The organism is Pontibacter kalidii, assembly GCF_026278245.1.
Classification (GTDB): Bacteria; Bacteroidota; Bacteroidia; order Cytophagales; family Hymenobacteraceae; genus Pontibacter; species Pontibacter kalidii.
The window spans coordinates 2,941,617-2,959,523 of record NZ_CP111079.1 but is presented as its reverse complement, the minus strand read 5'-3'; the positions used below and the strand labels follow the sequence as shown (position 1 = coordinate 2,959,523).

At 46.3% G+C, this 17,907-nt stretch carries 14 protein-coding genes; 10 read left to right on the top strand and 4 right to left on the bottom strand.

Annotated elements, in window-relative coordinates; genetic code table 11:
* Positions 1-6 precede the first annotated feature (6 nt).
* From OH144_RS12415 to OH144_RS12370, 10 genes are all read left to right on the top strand, one after another.
* Positions 7-1,071, top strand: a complete 1,065-nt coding sequence (locus tag OH144_RS12415; protein WP_266202560.1) for a glycosyltransferase family 4 protein — start codon at positions 7-9, stop codon at positions 1,069-1,071.
* Positions 1,072-1,073: 2 nt separating this feature from the next.
* On the top strand, positions 1,074-2,234 hold the full coding sequence (locus tag OH144_RS12410) for a glycosyltransferase (RefSeq protein WP_266202559.1): 1,161 nt from the start codon (positions 1,074-1,076) through the stop codon (positions 2,232-2,234).
* Positions 2,235-3,431, top strand: coding sequence for a glycosyltransferase (locus OH144_RS12405; protein ID WP_266202558.1), 1,197 nt, complete (start codon positions 2,235-2,237; stop codon positions 3,429-3,431).
* 185 nt (positions 3,432-3,616) lie between these two features.
* The gene (locus tag OH144_RS12400) at positions 3,617-4,504 is read left to right on the top strand and encodes a glycosyltransferase family 4 protein (RefSeq protein ID WP_266202557.1); all 888 of its coding nucleotides are present in this window, start codon (positions 3,617-3,619) and stop codon (positions 4,502-4,504) included.
* A gap of 50 nt (positions 4,505-4,554) precedes the next feature.
* The gene (locus OH144_RS12395; RefSeq protein WP_266202556.1) at positions 4,555-5,769 is read left to right on the top strand and encodes a hypothetical protein; all 1,215 of its coding nucleotides are present in this window, start codon (positions 4,555-4,557) and stop codon (positions 5,767-5,769) included.
* A 297-nt stretch (positions 5,770-6,066) separates the two neighbouring features.
* Positions 6,067-7,248, top strand: coding sequence for a glycosyltransferase family 4 protein (locus OH144_RS12390; protein WP_266202555.1), 1,182 nt, complete (start codon positions 6,067-6,069; stop codon positions 7,246-7,248).
* Positions 7,220-7,837 (top strand): sugar transferase, encoded by a 618-nt coding sequence (locus OH144_RS12385; protein WP_266202554.1) that lies wholly within the window; start codon positions 7,220-7,222, stop codon positions 7,835-7,837. Before OH144_RS12390 ends, OH144_RS12385 begins: the two co-directional genes overlap by 29 nt.
* A 381-nt stretch (positions 7,838-8,218) precedes the next feature.
* A complete protein-coding gene (locus OH144_RS12380) occupies positions 8,219-8,815 on the top strand; it encodes an acetyltransferase (RefSeq protein ID WP_266202553.1) in 597 nt (198 codons plus the stop codon).
* 1 nt (position 8,816) lies between these two features.
* Positions 8,817-9,953, top strand: coding sequence for a DegT/DnrJ/EryC1/StrS family aminotransferase (locus tag OH144_RS12375; RefSeq protein WP_266202552.1), 1,137 nt, complete (start codon positions 8,817-8,819; stop codon positions 9,951-9,953).
* Positions 9,954-11,316: 1,363 nt separating this feature from the next.
* A complete protein-coding gene (locus OH144_RS12370) occupies positions 11,317-13,248 on the top strand; it encodes a polysaccharide biosynthesis protein (RefSeq protein WP_266202551.1) in 1,932 nt (643 codons plus the stop codon).
* A gap of 106 nt (positions 13,249-13,354) precedes the next feature.
* Here OH144_RS12370 and OH144_RS12365 read toward each other — a convergent pair whose 3' ends face one another.
* From OH144_RS12365 to OH144_RS12350, 4 genes are all read right to left on the bottom strand, one after another.
* Positions 13,355-14,254: a flavin reductase family protein gene (locus tag OH144_RS12365; protein ID WP_266202550.1), complete on the bottom strand. Its 900-nt coding sequence runs from the start codon at positions 14,252-14,254 to the stop codon at positions 13,355-13,357.
* 94 nt (positions 14,255-14,348) lie between these two features.
* A complete protein-coding gene (fahA, locus tag OH144_RS12360; RefSeq protein ID WP_266202549.1) occupies positions 14,349-15,620 on the bottom strand; it encodes a fumarylacetoacetase in 1,272 nt (423 codons plus the stop codon).
* A 724-nt stretch (positions 15,621-16,344) separates the two neighbouring features.
* A complete protein-coding gene (locus tag OH144_RS12355; RefSeq protein ID WP_266202548.1) occupies positions 16,345-16,614 on the bottom strand; it encodes a NifU family protein in 270 nt (89 codons plus the stop codon).
* A gap of 7 nt (positions 16,615-16,621) precedes the next feature.
* On the bottom strand, positions 16,622-17,725 hold the full coding sequence (locus tag OH144_RS12350) for an Mrp/NBP35 family ATP-binding protein (protein WP_266202547.1): 1,104 nt from the start codon (positions 17,723-17,725) through the stop codon (positions 16,622-16,624).
* Between the last annotated feature and the right edge of the window lie 182 nt (positions 17,726-17,907).

Below are 17,907 nucleotides of genomic sequence, written 5' to 3'. Positions count from 1 at the left end.
TTTTGCATGAGAATTGCCAGAGTTTGTACCGTATTAGATTTTGGAGGAGTTGAGAAGAGACTTGTAAATGTGGCAGAGAGCTGTCCGGAAGGTGTTGAAACAATCTTTATTGCACTAGGAAAAGGTGGATGGGCATCGCAGAAAATAGAGCTATTAGGAAAGCAAGTTATTTGTCTTGAGGAAGATTTTAAGATACCTAATGTTTCATTAATTGTTACTCTTGTAAAGCTCTTCAAAAAGCTGAAACCAGATGTTGTACATACATCTGGAGCGGAGGCAAACTTTCATGCTCAACTAGCGGCATATATAGCCAGGATACCAAAGCGCATAAGCGAGGAAATCGGATTCCCTAATCACAATAGAGGGTATCGTTTTATATTTAAGTATATATATAGTCTATCTGATAAGGTTATATGTATATCTGCGTCTGTTGCAAATAAAGTGATAGGACTAAGGGAGGCAACTAGAGAAAAAATTAGTGTGGTGTATAACCCAATTAAGTACAAAGAATTTAAAAGGGATAATGAAGAACAACGTGACCGTATTCGCTTTGTTACTGTTTGTCGTTTAGATAAGATTAAAAATCTTGACAGATTTATTCGAGTATTCTCTACACTTGTAGAATCTGGATCAAATTGTGAGTTGATAATAGTAGGCGACGGGCCTGAAAAAGGAGCTTTAACAGATTTGACCAAAGAACTCTATTTAGAAGATAATATAAAGTTTGTGGGCTTTTCTAATGAACCGTCCTCATTCTTGTTGAATTCTGATTTTTTTGTTCTGCCTTCCTACTCAGAAGGATTGGGTAATGCAATTATGGAAGCTATGCTCACAGGCTTACCCTGCATTGTTTCAGAAGTTGGAGGAGGAGTAGAACTGGTAGAGGAGGGGGTAAACGGATGGTTATTAAACCCTCATAGTGAAAGTAATATTTTAGAGAAACTAAATTTAGCTTTGTCTATCGATGCAGTGGCTGCAAAGAAAATGGGTGAGCGGAGTCAGGAACTGCTAAAAACTAATTTTTCTCCAAAAGTCCATTGGGAAAAGTTAATGTCATTGTATACTGCTTAGGAATGAATAAAAAAATAAAAGTTCTCCACTGCATTGAGTCGATCCATTCAGGTGGAGTGGAGAAAACTAGAGAAATTTTTGCACGCTTATATGATAAGAATAAATATGAGCTTAAGATTGTATGTACTCGTGCAACCGGGCCTATCGTCGATTCTCTAAAAGAAGAAGGCGTTGAATTAATAGAGATTGGCATACTTGATAAAGTTTGGAGGTTTAGCCGCTATAAAGCTGTTTTAAAAGTCATAAGTGGTTACAAGCCCCATATAATACATGGGGCAGTTTTTGAAGGAGTATTACTGGCATCTATCGCGGGTTATATAGGTCGAGTACCTGCTATAGTATTGGAAGAAACTTCTGATCCACAAAATAGAACTAAAAAAGCAACTTATCTTTTAAAGCTTCTATCAGGACTATCAGACAAGGTTATAGGAGTATCTCCTGCTGTTTATTCTTATTTAAAAGATGTTGCAAATATAAAGGAATCTAAGCTGCGTCTGATAAATAATGGAATCTATCCTCCTGTGCAAATTTCTAAAGATTCTGTACAGAGTTTGAAGGATACATTAGGAATCCAAGATGATGATATAATTATTGGAAGCGTAGGTCGCTTACGCAACTTCCATAAACTCTTCACTGATTTGATTGATGCGTTATCAATTTTACATAAGTCAAATCCAAGAATAAAAGTACTAATTGTTGGAGATGGGCCAGATAGGGAAGAGATAGAACAGCACATTCTTAACAAAGGATTATCTGACCATGTGATTATAGCAGGCTTTCAGCCTGATCCCCATCCTTTTTTTGAAATTATGGACATATTTGCCATAGTCTCCCATATGGAGGCCTTTGGACTTGTTGCAGTTGAGGCCATGTTCCATAAGTTACCTGTTATAGCGACCAATGTAGGGGGGTTAAAAGATGTTGTGTTACATAATGAAACTGGCTTATTGGTAGAAGCCCATCATCCAGAGCAAATTGCTAATGCCATTAACACACTTTTGTCAAACAGACAGTTAATGGTGGAAATGGGAGAAAGAGGATTTGCAAGAGCAAACAACCAATTTAGTGCCGGCAGGTATGTAGAGGAATTGGAAAATCTCTATAGTGATTTAATTGCAAAGAAAGGAATAGAGCTACCTGCTGTGTCGAAAGCTTTCAAGTAAATGAAGAAGAATTTGCTATTTATATGTTGGGATGGGCCACAAGTGAACTACTTAGAGGGCTTATTTCTTCCTATATTTGTCGGCTTAAAAAGAAGTTATAATATCTATATCATACAATTTTCTTGGGCAAGCACCGAGAAAGTAGCTCATCTAAGTAGAGTTTGTGAGTCAGCGGGTATTACTTATGCTCATTTCCATGTTCAGCGCAGGCCACATCCGCTTCTGGGCTCTCTGATTACACTATATAAAGGCACCAAGTTTCTCCAAGATTTTGTGAGGCAACACCAGATAAATATTGTTATGCCCCGCAGTACTTTCCCGGCTGCTATGGTTTTAAACGTGCTCCATAAGCATAGTCACTTGAAGATGATCTTTGATGCAGACGGCTTGCCTTTAGAGGAAAGGGTCGACTTTAGTGGGCTAAATCCGAGAGGCTTTCAGTATAAACTGCTCAAGTCCTTTGAGACTAAAGCTATTGAAAGGGCAGACGTGGTTATTACCCGTACAAATGCGACCGTTGAATTCTTGGCAAATAATATGCCTGCCATCAAAAGTAAGTTCTTTACAGTTTCCAACGGCAGAGATATTAACTTTTTTAAAGATAATCATACCAGATCAGTTGTAAGGAGTTCATTAGGCATTCCGGAAGAGGCTCTGATGCTAGTATATGCCGGATCTTTAGGTCCACAATACTGCGTTTCTGAAATGATGCATATCTATCAAGAGGTAGCTTCGCAGATGAATAATGTCTACCTGTTGATCCTAACAGGTAACACAGCTTATTTAGACAATTCTGCCTTCACTAAATTTATAGATGAAAGGGTTCTTGTTAAAAGTGTTCCTTTTCAGGAGGTACCGAGTTATTTAGCAGCTGCAGACGTTGCATTGGCAATAAGGCAGCCTTCCTTCTCGATGAAAGGTGTGGCACCCATCAAAATAGGAGAGTACCTTTTAACAGGTTTACCAGTAGTGGCTTCTGCTGGAATTGGTGATACTGAAGCAATATTGAAGAATAAATCATGTTGCTTTGTACTAAAAAATCATAAGCAAGAATCCCTGCAAAGTGCAGCTAGTTGGATAGGGGAAGTATATAATAAATCTACTCTAAAGGAGGAGGCAAGGGCTTTAGGTATAAAAGAGTTTAGTCTGGAAAATAGCATAAAAACCTATACTATGGCATTAAGAAATTTAAATTGAGAGTTTTATTCTTTACTAAGTATACCCGCCTAGGTGCAAGCAGCAGGCTAAGGACTTTCCTATATTTACCTTATTATCACCACAATGGCGTGGCCTGTAAGGTAAGTCCTCTGTTTAATGATGATTATTTACATTGTATTTACAATAAGAAGCCAGTCTCAAAGCTTAAGGTTCTAAAAAGCTACTTGAACAGACTTTTACAGTTATTCACTATATGGAAGTATGATATTGTTGTAATAGAAAAGGAGTTGTTCCCGTACTTACCGGCGACAGTTGAAAGGATCCTATCTTTTTTAGGGGTAAAGTATATTGTAGACTACGATGATGCGATTTTTCATAATTATGATATGCACCCCAACAAATATGTTAGGGCTGCTTTGGGTAATAAAATTGCCCAAGTCATGAAATACGCAACTTTGGTGGTAACTGGTAATGAATATTTAAAGGCTTACGCTGTTAGAGCAGGAGCCAAGGAAGTAAGTTTTATTCCCACTGTTATTGATACGTCAAAGTATCGTATAAAGTCCAAAGCTAACGCTAATGAAAATATAACGATAGGATGGATCGGATCCCCATCTACATTACAATATTTGAATCTTATTAAATCTGTATTAGAGGAACTGAGTGCTTTGTACTCTTTTGAACTAGCTATTGTTGGCGGAAAATCCGGCATAGGGCTGCAAGGGATTGAGAAAGTTTTGGAATGGTCTGAGGATAAAGAAATAGAGATGATCCAAGATTTTGATATTGGTGTTATGCCTTTGAAAGATGAACTGTGGGAGCTTGGAAAGTGCGGTTATAAATTGATTCAGTACATGGGATGTGGTGTTCCTGTAATAGGAAGTCCTGTCGGTGCCAATAACGACATTATACAGGAGGGTAAGAATGGTTTCAAACCTACAAATCTGGAGGAATGGAAACAGGCATTTCAGGAGCTTTTAGAAAATAAAGAATTGAGACGTTTAATGGGTGCCAATGGAAGAAGAATAGTGGAGGAGAAGTACTCGCTTCAGATTACTCAAACGCAGTGGCTGCATAAAATACAGGCAGCTTCAACTAGTCAACAGAAATAATCAGGTAGTCTAGCCTCGAGACTCTCAGTTTTATCTGTAAATAAAAAGCTATGGGAATACAAGATCTGGTATTTATTCTACTAATACTTTTTGCAGCTCCGGCATTAATTAACTACTACGCTAAGATAGAGGGAGTCGAAAGCAAAAAGTACCTGGTATACCTGTGGTACTATCACTTATTCTTTGGACTAGCATATTTGTTCTACGTGACCAATTTTGGTGGCGATGCCATGGGATACTGGCGTAGGAATGAGGTGCCGCTTAGTGTATACTTGCGTGGAGGAGCTGGCACTGCATTTATGCATGTTTTTACCTATCCATTTGTGTACGCTTTAAATTTAAGTTTTTTTACAGGCTCCGTACTGTTTTCGTTTATTGGATTTCTTGGCGTTTTATATTTCTACCTAGCAGCTTCACGTTTAGTAAAGCATAACACCAAGGTAGCTGGATACACTCTTTTACCATGGATATTTTTTTTACCTAATATACATTTTTGGTCTGCAGGAGTAGGAAAAGACACACTGTCCTTTTTTTGCGTTGGTCTCTTTCTCTATTCTTCATTAAAACCCATGATACGGGCTCCAGGAATTTTGCTGAGTTTGTTTTTGGTTTATAACGTACGTCCTCATATGGCCATATTTCTTTTGCTTGCTTTTGGCTTGGGCATCTTTTTAGATAAGAGATTAAATACCATTTATAAGTTTCTTTTAACATTGTGCTTTGCTGCTGGTGCCGTCATGTTATTTGATGATGTGATGGAATATGTTAAATTGGATGAGGTTTCCACAGAGAGTTTAGAAGAGTTTTCAAGTACCAAACAATCTCAGTTAAGTAGAGGGCATACAGGTTCTAGTGTGGATATTTCTTCTTATCCTCTTCCTTTAAAAGTATTTACTTTTCTTTTCAGGCCTCTTTTTATAGATGCACATAATATTGCCAGCCTTCTAGCTTCAGTTGAGAACTTAATATTACTTTTTCTAACATACGTGTTGTTCAAGTCCAAACCTGTTAATTCATTCAAAGAGGCTCCTTTTCAAGTAAAAGGTTTAATTTTATTCGTTTTGATTGGAGCAGTGGCCTTCTCAAATATACTGGGGAATATGGGTATTATGATACGAATGAAGAATATGTTCACGCCCGCTTTGCTTATTTTTATAATTTGGGTGTTGAGTTATCAAAAAGGATTAAAAACTACAGAGGGAGAGACGGTAAAGGAGACTATACCAAGAAGAAAGCTAAGGCTTGTTGGGCCAAAAATGGATTGAACATACGTTAAACTGTTCCGACGGCAGTCAATTAAACATCACAGTGCAGGAGATTCAAGCGTATGTGCGGGAGGGGAATTTAGAAGCTACAGAAATCAAGAACTAGTAATATCTAACCATCCCTAGCCCTCAGAGCTACGCTCGCTACCTTCGAACTCGCGTTCTCGGGAGTCTAAGGAGGGGAGTTATATACCTTCCGAATTTATCGCTAAATTTGTACAATACAATATTTCCTACACCCTCCCTTGTTTTGAGGTAGGGGCCCTCAATAAAGAGGAGGGCAGGGGAGGGGTAATCATGCCAAAGCTATTCCGAATCACGACAGTACCGCTTTCACTGCAAAAGCTCATCACAGGGCAACTGCCATACATGCGTTCGAAGGGTTTTGAGCCGCTGATGATTTCGGCGGATGGGCCGGAGAAAGAATCGGTGGTAGTGGAGCAGGAATGCGGGCATGTGCTGGTACCGATGACACGGAAAGTAACTCCCTTGCAAGACCTGCGCTCGTTGTGGGCTTTCTATAAGCTCTGTAAAAACCATAAACCCCATATCATTCATTCGCACACACCCAAGGCAGGCATTGTGGGCATGCTGGGGGGCAAGCTGGCAGGGGTGCCGGTGCGCCTGCATACGGTGGCAGGGCTCCCGCTGATGGAAGCTACCGGACTGAAGCGCCGTGTACTGGATGCTGTGGAGAAACTGACCTATGCCTGCGCCACCAAAGTATACCCAAACTCTACTGTACTGAAAGACTTTATACTTCAGAGCGGCTATTGCGGCCCGGAGAAGGTAAAGGTGATCGGCAATGGTAGCAGCAATGGTATCAATACCGCTTTCTTCAGTGCGGAGACGCTGGATGTGGCAAAGCTCGGGCAACTCAGGCAGGAACTGAACATACAGACCGGAGATTTTGTGTTCCTGTTTATCGGCAGGCTGGTAAAGGACAAAGGCGTTCGGGAGCTGGTGGCAGCCTTTAAAACCTTGCAGGCGAAGTATAAACAGGCAAAGCTTCTGTTAGTAGGTCCGCTGGAGCAGGATCTGGATCCCCTGCCGCATGAAACACTTCAGGAAATTGAGCAGAATGAGCGAATATTATCTGTAGGCTTCCAGAACGATGTGCGGCCGTACCTGGCGCTAAGTAATGCGCTGGCTTTTCCGTCGTACCGCGAAGGCTTTCCGAATGTGCCCATGCAGGCAGGCTGTTTTGAGCTGCCCAGCATTGTAACCGACATCAACGGCTGCAACGAAATTATTGTGGAAGGGGAAAACGGGCTGATCATCCCTCCGAAAAATGAACAGATGCTGCTGGAGGCTATGGAGCAGCTGTTAACAGATAAAGCGTTATACCTGCACCTGAAATCGAATGCCCGCCGCATGATTGTGGAGCGTTACGATCAGCAGCATTTCTGGGAGTTGCTATATCAGGAGTATGAGGAACATTTGAAAAAACATGAACTGGCTATACCGAAATTTTCTTAAGCGCATCCTCGATTTTATACTTAGCCTAACGGCTTTTATCGTGCTGCTGCCGGTTTTTCTGGTGGTAACGGGCTTGCTGTACTTTGCCAACCAGGGAAAACCTTTCTTCCTGCAGCCGCGGCCTGGCAAAAACGGGAAGATATTCCGGGTGATCAAATATAAAACTATGAACGATCAGAAGGATGCGCAGGGGAACCTGCTGCCCGATGAGGTGCGCCTGACGCCGGTGGGTGCATTTGTGCGCAAAACGTCTCTGGATGAGATTCCGCAGCTGCTGAATGTGATCAAAGGGGATATGAGCCTGATCGGTCCTCGGCCTTTGCTGGTAGAGTACCTCCCCCTTTACAACGAAGTGCAGCAGCGAAGACATGAAGTTAGACCCGGAATAACTGGTTGGGCGCAGGTAAATGGCCGCAATGCTATCAGTTGGGATGCAAAGTTTACTTATGATGTGTGGTATGTAGACAATATGTCACCCTGGCTGGACCTGAGGATCATCTTTATGACTATCTTTAAAATATTTAAATCGGAAGGCATTAGTGCGGAGGGTGTAGCCACGATGCCGAAGTTCCAGGGGAATGATAGGTGATGAAAGGGATCACAATTTAAATTCTGTCTGGTTTCGTAGGGACAGGTAGCGACCTGTCTGCACAACAGCCTGGCTATAAAACAATGTGTGTAAGTATAGTAAAGCTTCCACTCTTTGCTATTCCGGATTTGTAATCCGGGACCTGGTTAACTGCGGATTTCAATCCGCCTGCTTGTCAGCATCTACGGCCCTTGCATTTGCGGATTTCAAATCCGCGGCTAGTTGCTTTCGGATTACAAATCCGAAAGAGCGGGTCTAGTGCGAGGTTGTAGCTCATACTTTGGTTCTATGAAACATTTGATACGAGCTACAAGCTCGCACCAGCGGAGACATACAACTCACTCTTTAACTCTCTAACTCCTAAACTTTCTAACTTCCAAAATGTACCTATACGGAGCCAGCGGACATGCTAAAGTCATTATTGATATCCTGCAAAGTACAGGTGAGTCGGTAGCGGGTTTGTTTGATGATAACCCGGACCTGAAAGAGTTATGCGGGATAAAGGTGCTGGGTAAATTCAAGCCAGGCCGCGAACTGGAGGAGCCGCTGATTATCAGCATTGGCAACAACCGTATCCGGGCCAGCATTGCACAGCAGTTGACAGTAAAGTATGGACAGGCTATCTCCAATACTGCTATCCTGTCGCCGGGTGCTTCGGTGGGTGAAGGTACGGTGGTGATGCAGGGAACCATACTTCAGGCGGAGGTAGAGGTGGGCAAACACGTTATTATCAACACAGGAGCCAAAGTAGACCACGATTGTGTGGTGGGAGATTTTGCACATGTGTCGCCGGGTGCCGTACTTTGCGGGAACGTGTCGGTGGGCGAAGGCACCTGGATAGGAGCCGGGGCCGTGGTGATACCGGGCGTAAAAATAGGCAAGTGGTGCCAGGTAGGGGCAGGGGCAGTCGTCATTCGTGACATTCCGGACAATGCTGTAGTCGTAGGCAACCCAGGCAAGATTATAAAATACTGTTGATATGAACGAAAAAATCTGGCTCTCTTCCCCGCACATGGGCGAGAATGAGTTTAAGTACGTAAAAGAGGCTTTTGATACCAACTGGATCGCGCCGCTCGGCCCGCACGTGGATGGCTTTGAGCGCAACCTGGCTTCTTACTTAGGTGAAGGTGTGCATGTGGCGGCATTAAGTTCTGGCACCGCTGCCCTGCACCTGGCCCTGATCATACTTGGTGTGCAGGCGGGTGATGAGGTGATCTGCCAATCGATGACCTTCTCAGCTTCGGCGAACCCTATTGCCTACCAGGGCGCTACGCCTGTATTTGTAGACAGCGAGGAAGAGACCTGGAACATGTCACCGGAGCATTTGGAGGCTGCCATTCAGGACAGAATCAGCAAAGGCAAGAAGCCAAAGGCAATTATTGTAGTGCACCTCTATGGTATGCCCGCACAAATGGATCGTATCATGTCCGTTGCCGACAAGTATGAGATACCGGTGGTGGAGGATGCAGCGGAGGCATTAGGCTCCTCTTACAAAGGGCAAAAGTTGGGCACCTTCGGGGCTATGAGCATCCTTTCCTTCAACGGCAACAAGATCATCACCACTTCCGGTGGCGGTGCACTCGTGTCTAAGAATGAGGAGTGGATTAAAAAATCACGCTTTCTGGCTACACAAGCCCGCGACGCGGCTCCGCACTACCAGCACTCACATATCGGCTACAACTACCGCATGAGCAATATATGTGCCGGTATAGGCCGTGGCCAGATGGAGGTGCTGCCGCAGCGTGTGGAGAAGCGCCGCAGTAACTATAGCTTCTATAAAGAAACGTTTGCAGCGCTAGCTGCAGTAAGTTTTGCAGAAGAACCAAACGTTGACTTCTACTCTAACAGGTGGCTAAGCACGGTGCTGGTAGAAGGGGAAGTGACGAGGGAAGACATCCGCCTGCACCTGGAGAAGGACAACATCGAGACACGCCCGCTTTGGAAGCCGATGCACCTGCAGCCTATTTTTGCGGATGCACCTTTTTATGGCGATGGTACGAGCGAGCGCCTTTTCGAGCAGGGCCTTTGCCTGCCCTCCGGCTCTAACCTAACTGATACGGATCTGGACCGGGTGGTGTCGCAACTAAAGCAGCTATACGAGGAAGCCAACGTATAGCTCCATACTTCTTCGTATAAGTATAAAACTCCAGTTGCGATTTTTTGCTTTTATAGAGGTGTTTACCTGCCCCTGCTCCTCAAGGAATATGTTTAGGGCACAAGTTCAATAAAAACTATCCTCTCCCGCGAGCTTTCAACTCATGGTTCTCCGTTCCGGCAAGCTTTTAGCTTGCGATGTCTGGAAGGAAGTAGGGGTTATACTTGTGCTAGCTGAAAGCTTGCTTTATTGATAGCCACAAGATGAAATCTTGCGGCAGGAACAAAATGTGTCCTGTTCGTAGCCCCGGAAGGATTAGTTAATCGCAACGAAGGTTATTTAAAGTATAAACCCCCGGTCTCTGTATGGCGCCGGAGGTTTACACTTTATACTTATGCTCAGGAATTCACCCCTGAACTTATCTTTACAAAGACCTTGTGCCTAACATGCCTAATCTCGTCCTTCTTTTACAGATGAAATGGTACATGAGGTGACGCAGCAAGCTCTTCGTTCCCTTCGGAAGATCGGGCTATTATCATTTTTGTCATCCTGGAAGGATCTTGTGGGCCAGTCGCAGCAGCTTCACCTCCCGGGGAAGGGACCCTCTTTTTTCTCAGCTTTCCTTACAGCATGACAGTAGACTTTCCGCTCGATAGCTTCATTTCCCTTGCCCCCTTCAAAGGTAGCAACTCCAGTCATAACGAACTTCTACGAAACATCAACTGAGAAATTAAGCTTTGCTAGATGGCAACGCAGAGATGTTTCCTTATGTATTGGTGTGTAACATAATCAGAAAAAAGATCGGCGCGCTCAGTTTATGTTAATCCCCGAGCCTGTTAAATAATAGTATTATTGGCTATAGTGACGTAAAACCAGGCCATTTTTATTGAAATTTAACTTTCCGGGGAACAGCCAAATAGCAGCCTCAGTCATTGCCATACATGTACGTCTTGAGCTCAGTCTCCACTCCGCTATTCTTTATAAATACTTATCCACAATAATGACTTGACTTTACTGGCTTTATATCGGGATTTTATGTTATATTTGCACAGTTTTTAGTAAAGGATGTATTTTACTTTGCTAATATTCTATTTCTGGCGTTAAAAGGTGTTCCGGCCAGAAAAGTCCGGATAAGCAGCATAAGTCAGGTACAACCAAAGCCTGCTCTTTGCGTTCATATCTACGGATTGCAGTATTGAATACCGCTCTACGCACATAATTATTTAACATTACCTATATAGTACAGGTGTTGTTAGTATATTTATGTGTCTTATTTTGTTTGGTATTGGTTGAATAGTTTTACAAAAGAATACAGATTTGCCTTTTTTGTAGGCGTTGTAATAGGCGGCTAAGGTGTAGGTAGATGCTGTAAGGGTCATACTATATGAAAATTTTACTTAATAAGTCACTGCCGAAATGGATAGTGCTGTTAATTGACCAACTGATCATGAGTTGGTCTTTTGCCCTTTCGTTCTTTATCATAAAGCAGTTCCACTTCGAGGAGATCATGCGGGGGCACTTCCTGGTATACATTGGCCTTTTCGGGCTTGTATCGCTGATCACCTTCTATACCATGCGTATCCATACCGGCCTTATCCGGTATTCCAGTATCTACGACATTTACCGCATTTTCACGGCAGTGCTCATTGCCAGCCTTTCCTATGGTGCCCTGATAGGTCTTTGGGTGGCGCCTGTGCATGGCATCGACTCAGTTAACATTTACCTGGTGCTGCTTATCAGCTTCTTTGTTTCCTCCACCTTGCTTACGCTGGTGCGGATGGGGGCAAAGGCCCTTTTCCTTTTCTTTAAGCGCGGTGCCCCGGGGGAGCGCGAGCGGGTGCTGATCTACGGTGCCAACGGCTACTCTATCCTGCTGAAGCAGGCCCTGGAAACCAGCGGCACGGGGCGTTTCCACATTGCGGGTTTCCTGGATGAGAACTCAAATAAAGTTGACAAGAACATTCATCAGATCCGTGTGTACCACATCGATGATATTGAGCGGCTGCAGCAAAAGCTCAGGGTGGATAAGGTGATGGTGTTTGCCGATGACCTGAAATCCGATAACCAGAAGCTGTTTGTAGAGCGATGTGTGGAACTGGGGGTTAAAGTACTCACCGTGCCCCCAACCGAGCAGTGGATGTCAGGTCAACTGAGCATGAACCAGATCAAGGATCTGAGAATAGAAGACTTGCTGCAGCGTCCGCCTATCGTTATAGAGAATGATCGTATTAGCAGCGACCTGCGCGGCAAGCGGGTGCTGGTAACGGGTGGCGCTGGCTCCATTGGCTCTGAGATCGTACGGCAGGTGATGAGCTACGGCCCCGAACTGCTGATCGTGTGCGACCAGGCGGAGTCGCCTCTGCATGAGCTGCAGCTGGAGATGGAGGAGCAGTACCCGGACAGCAAGATGGCTATCTTTATCGGAGACATCACCAACTCAACCAGGATGTACTCCATGTTTAAGGAGTACACACCAGATGTAGTATACCATGCTGCTGCGTACAAGCACGTGCCGATGATGGAGAATAACCCTTGTGAGGCGGTGCTGACAAACATCTTGGGAACCAGAACCTTGGCGGACCTTTCGCTTACCTTTGATGTGGAGAAGTTTGTGATGATATCCACGGACAAGGCGGTGAACCCCACTAACGTAATGGGCACCTCCAAGCGTATCGCAGAGATCTACATACAGTCGCTAAACAACCTGAACCACGGCAAGGTGAATGGCAACAAGCACCCGTACAAGCAGGTGATGCAAACCAAGTTCATCACCACGCGCTTTGGCAATGTGCTGGGCTCTAACGGTTCGGTTATCCCACGTTTCCGCCAGCAGATTGAGCGGGGCGGCCCGGTTACGGTAACGCACCCGGACATCACCCGCTACTTTATGACCATACCGGAGGCGGTTCAGCTGGTGCTGGAGGCTGGCACGATGGGCAACGGCGGTGAGATCTTTATCTTTGACATGGGGGAGCCGGTGAAGATCGTGGACCTGGCCAGAAAGATGATCAAGCTGGCTGGCCTGATTCCGGATGTGGACATCCCGGTTACCTTCACCGGCCTGAGACCTGGAGAGAAGTTATTCGAGGAGTTGCTGAATGAGGAGGAGCTGACCATTCCAACCCATCACTCCAAGATCAAGATATCCAAAGTAAGGAACTACCGCTACGATGATGTAGTGACCGACATTGACGAGCTGATGCAGCTGAACAAGACCAAGGATGAGCTGATGGTGGTGCGGAAGATGAAGCAAATCGTGCCGGAGTATATCAGCAAGAACTCACGTTTTGAGGAACTGGACCTGCAGGTAAACTAACAACGCTTAAGTATAAAACAGAGAAGCTCGCTGGTAAAGCGAGCTTCTCTGTTTTATACTTGCTCATACTTTAATGGCACCAGCGTAGAGTAACTGGACTCCGGCTTTATACTTTGCCACTCAACAGCAGCACTTTCCATGCCTTCTCAACTTGATTATCTTCCAGCAGTTTTTTGCCTAAATACTCCAGTTGCTTACTCAGGCGGGTGGAGTCGTTTTTATACTTGGAGAAAGTATAACTCACCAACGGATCTTGTTTGAAAGCCTCTACCTCTGCCTCTGAGGGGACAACTTCAGAATTACCCAGACGAGCCAGGTTATTACCGGTAAGTATGCTGCTGTTGCGGATGAAACCAGGAAGCTGATCTATGCCGATGCCCTTGTTGCGAATAGGCTTGGGCAGTTCGAAAATACAATCACCGTTGGCACGCAGGTAGTAATCGCCGCCCATACGGGCCACGGCATCCAGCTTATACGGGTCTATCTTGCCTGCCTCATCCAGTATTTTTTCATTCACATGTATCAGCAGCACCTCGCAGATTACCAGGTTGCCGGCCCCACCCTCGGGCCCTAGGCTGATCACGTCATTCACCTTGCACTCAAAAGCTACCGGGGCCTCTTTTACGCGCGGCGGCTGCACAAGCACTGAGGCCTCCGGGGTTAAGCCCGATTTAATAAACTCGTTAATACCACGATCATACTCGGTACTGGCCAGCGACATCTGCTCCACAATACCATAGTTGGCGATGTTAATCACTACCTCACGCGTTTCCAGCACGTTCTCCAGCGTATGCTTGCTGGTATTGTCGCGCACACGGCGGGCAGGGGAGAAGACAAGTATGGGTGGCTTGGCGCTAAACACGTTGAAGAAGCTGAACGGGCTCAGATTCACATTCCCCTCCCGGTCAGTAGTGCTGGCAAAAGCGATCGGGCGGGGGGCTATGGCACCCAGCAGCAACGCATGTACCTCAGCTGTTTTAACGTCCTGTGGGTCTACAGTCTTCATAGGGAAGTTTGGGAGTTAGAGAGTTTGGAAGTTAGAGAGTTTGGGAGTTAGAAAGTAAACCTTAAACTAATAACGAACAACTAATAACCAATCACTACACCGCCGGCAGTACCTTTGCTTTCACCTCTCCAAAACCAATGCGGATGCCGTTACGTTCTCCGAAGCCGCGCATGATCACCCTGTCGCCGTCGTTGATGAACTTGCGCTCGGAGCCGTCGGAAAGTTTAATGGGGTTGGTACCACGCCAGGTCAGCTCCAGCATCGAGCCATAAGAGTCCTTCTCGGAGCCGCTGATGGTGCCGGAGGCGTACATATCTCCTACCTGAATATTGCAGCCGTTGCTGCTCTGGTGCGCCAGCTGCTGGTTCATGTTCCAGTACATGTACTTATAGTTGGAGCGGCAGATGCTGTTCTCCTCACCACCCTCCGGCTGCAGCAGCACCTCCAGCTTAATGTCGTAGTTGTGGTTGCCGGTGAACTCCAGGTAGGGCAGGGGTTTTGGGTCTTGCACGGGGCCTCTTACTTTAAATGGCTCCAGCGCGTCCAGCGTTACCACCCACGGCGAAACAGACGAAGCAAAGCTCTTCGCCAGGAACGGTCCCAACGGCACATACTCCCAGGTTTGCATGTCGCGGGCTGACCAGTCGTTGAACAGCACTAGTCCGAAGATATAATCATCCGCCTCGTTTGGTGTTATACTTTCTCCCAACTGCGTTTCGCGGCCGGTGATAAACGCCACTTCCAGTTCGAAGTCGAGCAATCGGGTAGGGCCGAAGGTAGGAGCCTCCGCATCCGGTGCCTTTGTCTGGCCCTGTGGGCGGTGAATATCAGTGCCCGACACCACAATGGAAGAAGCACGCCCGTGATAGCCGATCGGGATGTGTTTCCAGTTGGGCAGCAGCGCGTTCTTTGGGTCGCGGAACATGGTGCCTACGTTGGTGGCATGCTCGATGCTGGAGTAGAAATCAGTGTAGTTGCCCACCTTTACCGGCAGCAGCATCTCGGCTTCGCTCTGTTGTACCAACAGGGCCCGGATTAAATGGCTGTTGCCGCTGATCTCGTCGTTATCGTTGCGGAGCAACTCTGACACCCGGTTGCGCACCGCACGCCATATAGGTTTGCCTAAGGCAATGAAATCGTTGAGGTACGGGCGGTGGAATACGTTAGGGTCTATGTCGATAAGCTCGAAAAAATCGCGGCGACCCAGCTCGCAGAGGTCCAGGATGTACTCCCCAATGGCCACCCCCACGCGCGGGTCGCGATCGGGTGTGCGGAAAATACCAAAGGGCAGGTTCTGAATGGGAAAATCGCTGTTGGCATCAATCTCGATCCAGGAATGCAGAGATGGGTCGTTGGCTCTTATCATGGTATGGATTAGTTCTGGTTAGCTTGTAGTACAAATATAGCTTTTTCGGCTGCTGATTCAGAATGGTTAAGCTGATAATCCTGATTTTATACTTGCCTGGCCGGAATTGAGCGGGACTCTTAAGTTCTCCATTAAACTTCACGATGGCGCGAGCGTTCCCGCCTTATCTTGTCCTCTCGCTGGCGCGGGTTTGTAACCCGTTTCCTACTTATGGTGTCGGGTTTGTAACCCGACTGGGCCAGAGGCCCAATCTATAGCCAGTTACTAGCATGGACTCCCGCATCATATACTGCTATTTTGCAGAATGACACGGCTCTGGCTTTGAGAAGAACTGATTTATACTTGAAAACCGATAATACATGAATACCAAAGTATGGCAGAAGTATGAGGTATGAGCCACAAGCTATCCGGCCATTGTTGGTGTTATCACCAACAATTTAGACTTCGGCTATTTTGTTTGCTGGTGAAAGCACGCAGCAAGGGCATCAGGATCAGCTTAAGGAACCAACAACGTTAAGCGCTTCCAGCTTTAGAACGATGTTCTTTGCAAGTAAGACATCAACAAAACTTAAATCGAAGCTCCGGATGCGAAGCAAAGTATGATTCCTAAAAAATGTTTTGTTTATACATCAGTAGCATCTCTTCACTAAGAACCAAAACAAAAAGGTGTGGCTACAGCAGCAGCCACACCTTTCGGTATACTCTAAATACGTAAGCTTATACTTTACAGCTCGGTAGGAGTCATGTTGATGGCTTCTACGGCTTTAATCTCAGGGACTGCACGCAGCACCGACTGCTCTACTCCTGCTTTCAGTGTCATGGTAGACATGGGGCAGGAGCCGCAGGCACCCAGCAGTTCGAGTTTTAGCACCATCTCGTCTGTTACCTCCAGCACTTTTACGTTCCCGCCATCAGCCTCCAAATAAGGTCTTATCTGGTCAAGGGCCGACTCGATGCGGAGCATGAAATCCTGATCTACGTTTATGGCTGCCATTTATTCTTTAGGTTTTAATTTCTACTGGTTTTGTTTTGGCCATGGTGGCGTTTCGCAGCGACACCTGCTGGGCTACAGCCTGGGCCAACTCTTTGAAAACACCGCTGGCCGGAGAATCGTTCTGCAATACCACCGGAGTTCCTTCGTCGCCACTCTCGCGGATGCTCTGCACGATTGGCACCTGGCCCAGCAGGGCTACGTTGAACTTCTCGGCAAGCGACTGTCCGCCGCCCTGGCCAAAGATGTAATATTTATTCTCCGGAAGCTCAGCAGGTGTAAAGTACGCCATATTTTCCACAATGCCCAGCACAGGCACGTTAATCTGCGGCTGTCGGAACATCTGCACACCGCGCACGGCATCTGCCAGGGCTACTTTTTGCGGCGTGGTCACGATCACCGCACCGGTTACCGGCAGGGCCTGCACCATCGTCAGGTGTATGTCGGAGGTTCCCGGAGGAAGGTCCAGCAACAGGTAGTCCAGCTCGCCCCATTCCACGTCAGAGATAAACTGGCGTAGCGCAGAACTGGCCATCGGGCCTCTCCAAACCACCGCGCCATCGGCTGGTGTCAGGAAGCCGATCGACATCATTTTGACGCCGTACTTTTCTACCGGCTGGATGTAGTTCTTGCCATGGTCTCCCTGTACCATGTACGGGCGCTCCTGCTCCACACCAAACATCGTCGGGATGGAAGGGCCGGAAATGTCCGCATCGATCAGGCCGACGCGGGCGCCGCTCTCGGCCAGCGCAATAGCCAGGTTAGAGGTAACGGTAGACTTGCCTACACCGCCTTTACCAGAGGCAACGGCGATGATATTCTTCACGCCACGCAGCACCTCGGAGGTGTCGCCACGACCGGAAGTAACGCGCGAGGTCATGTTCACCGTTACGTCTGCTTCTTTATCCACCATCGCGTGGATGGCGTTCACGCAGGCGTTGCGGATCAGGTCTTTTAGCGGGCAGGCTGGCGTGGTCAGGATCACCGTGAAACTGACGTTTTTACCATCCACCTGCACATCCTCTATCATGTTGAGCGTCACCAGGTCCTTGCCCAGGTCCGGCTCCTCCACATAGCTGAGGGCTTTTAGTATATCTTCTTTTGTGATAGCCATAGTATTGTTTGCGAATGCCCTGCAAAGGTACGAACAAATCTTCCTCCTGAAAAGGCAAACTTTACTCATGCAACAAGTATAAGCTGGTAATAGTTTTAGGGAGGGAGACTTGTAGATGTGGAAATTAGAAGATTTGGAAATAGAGTGTTTGCAGCAGGTAAAAGTACAGACGCCGTTTGCTG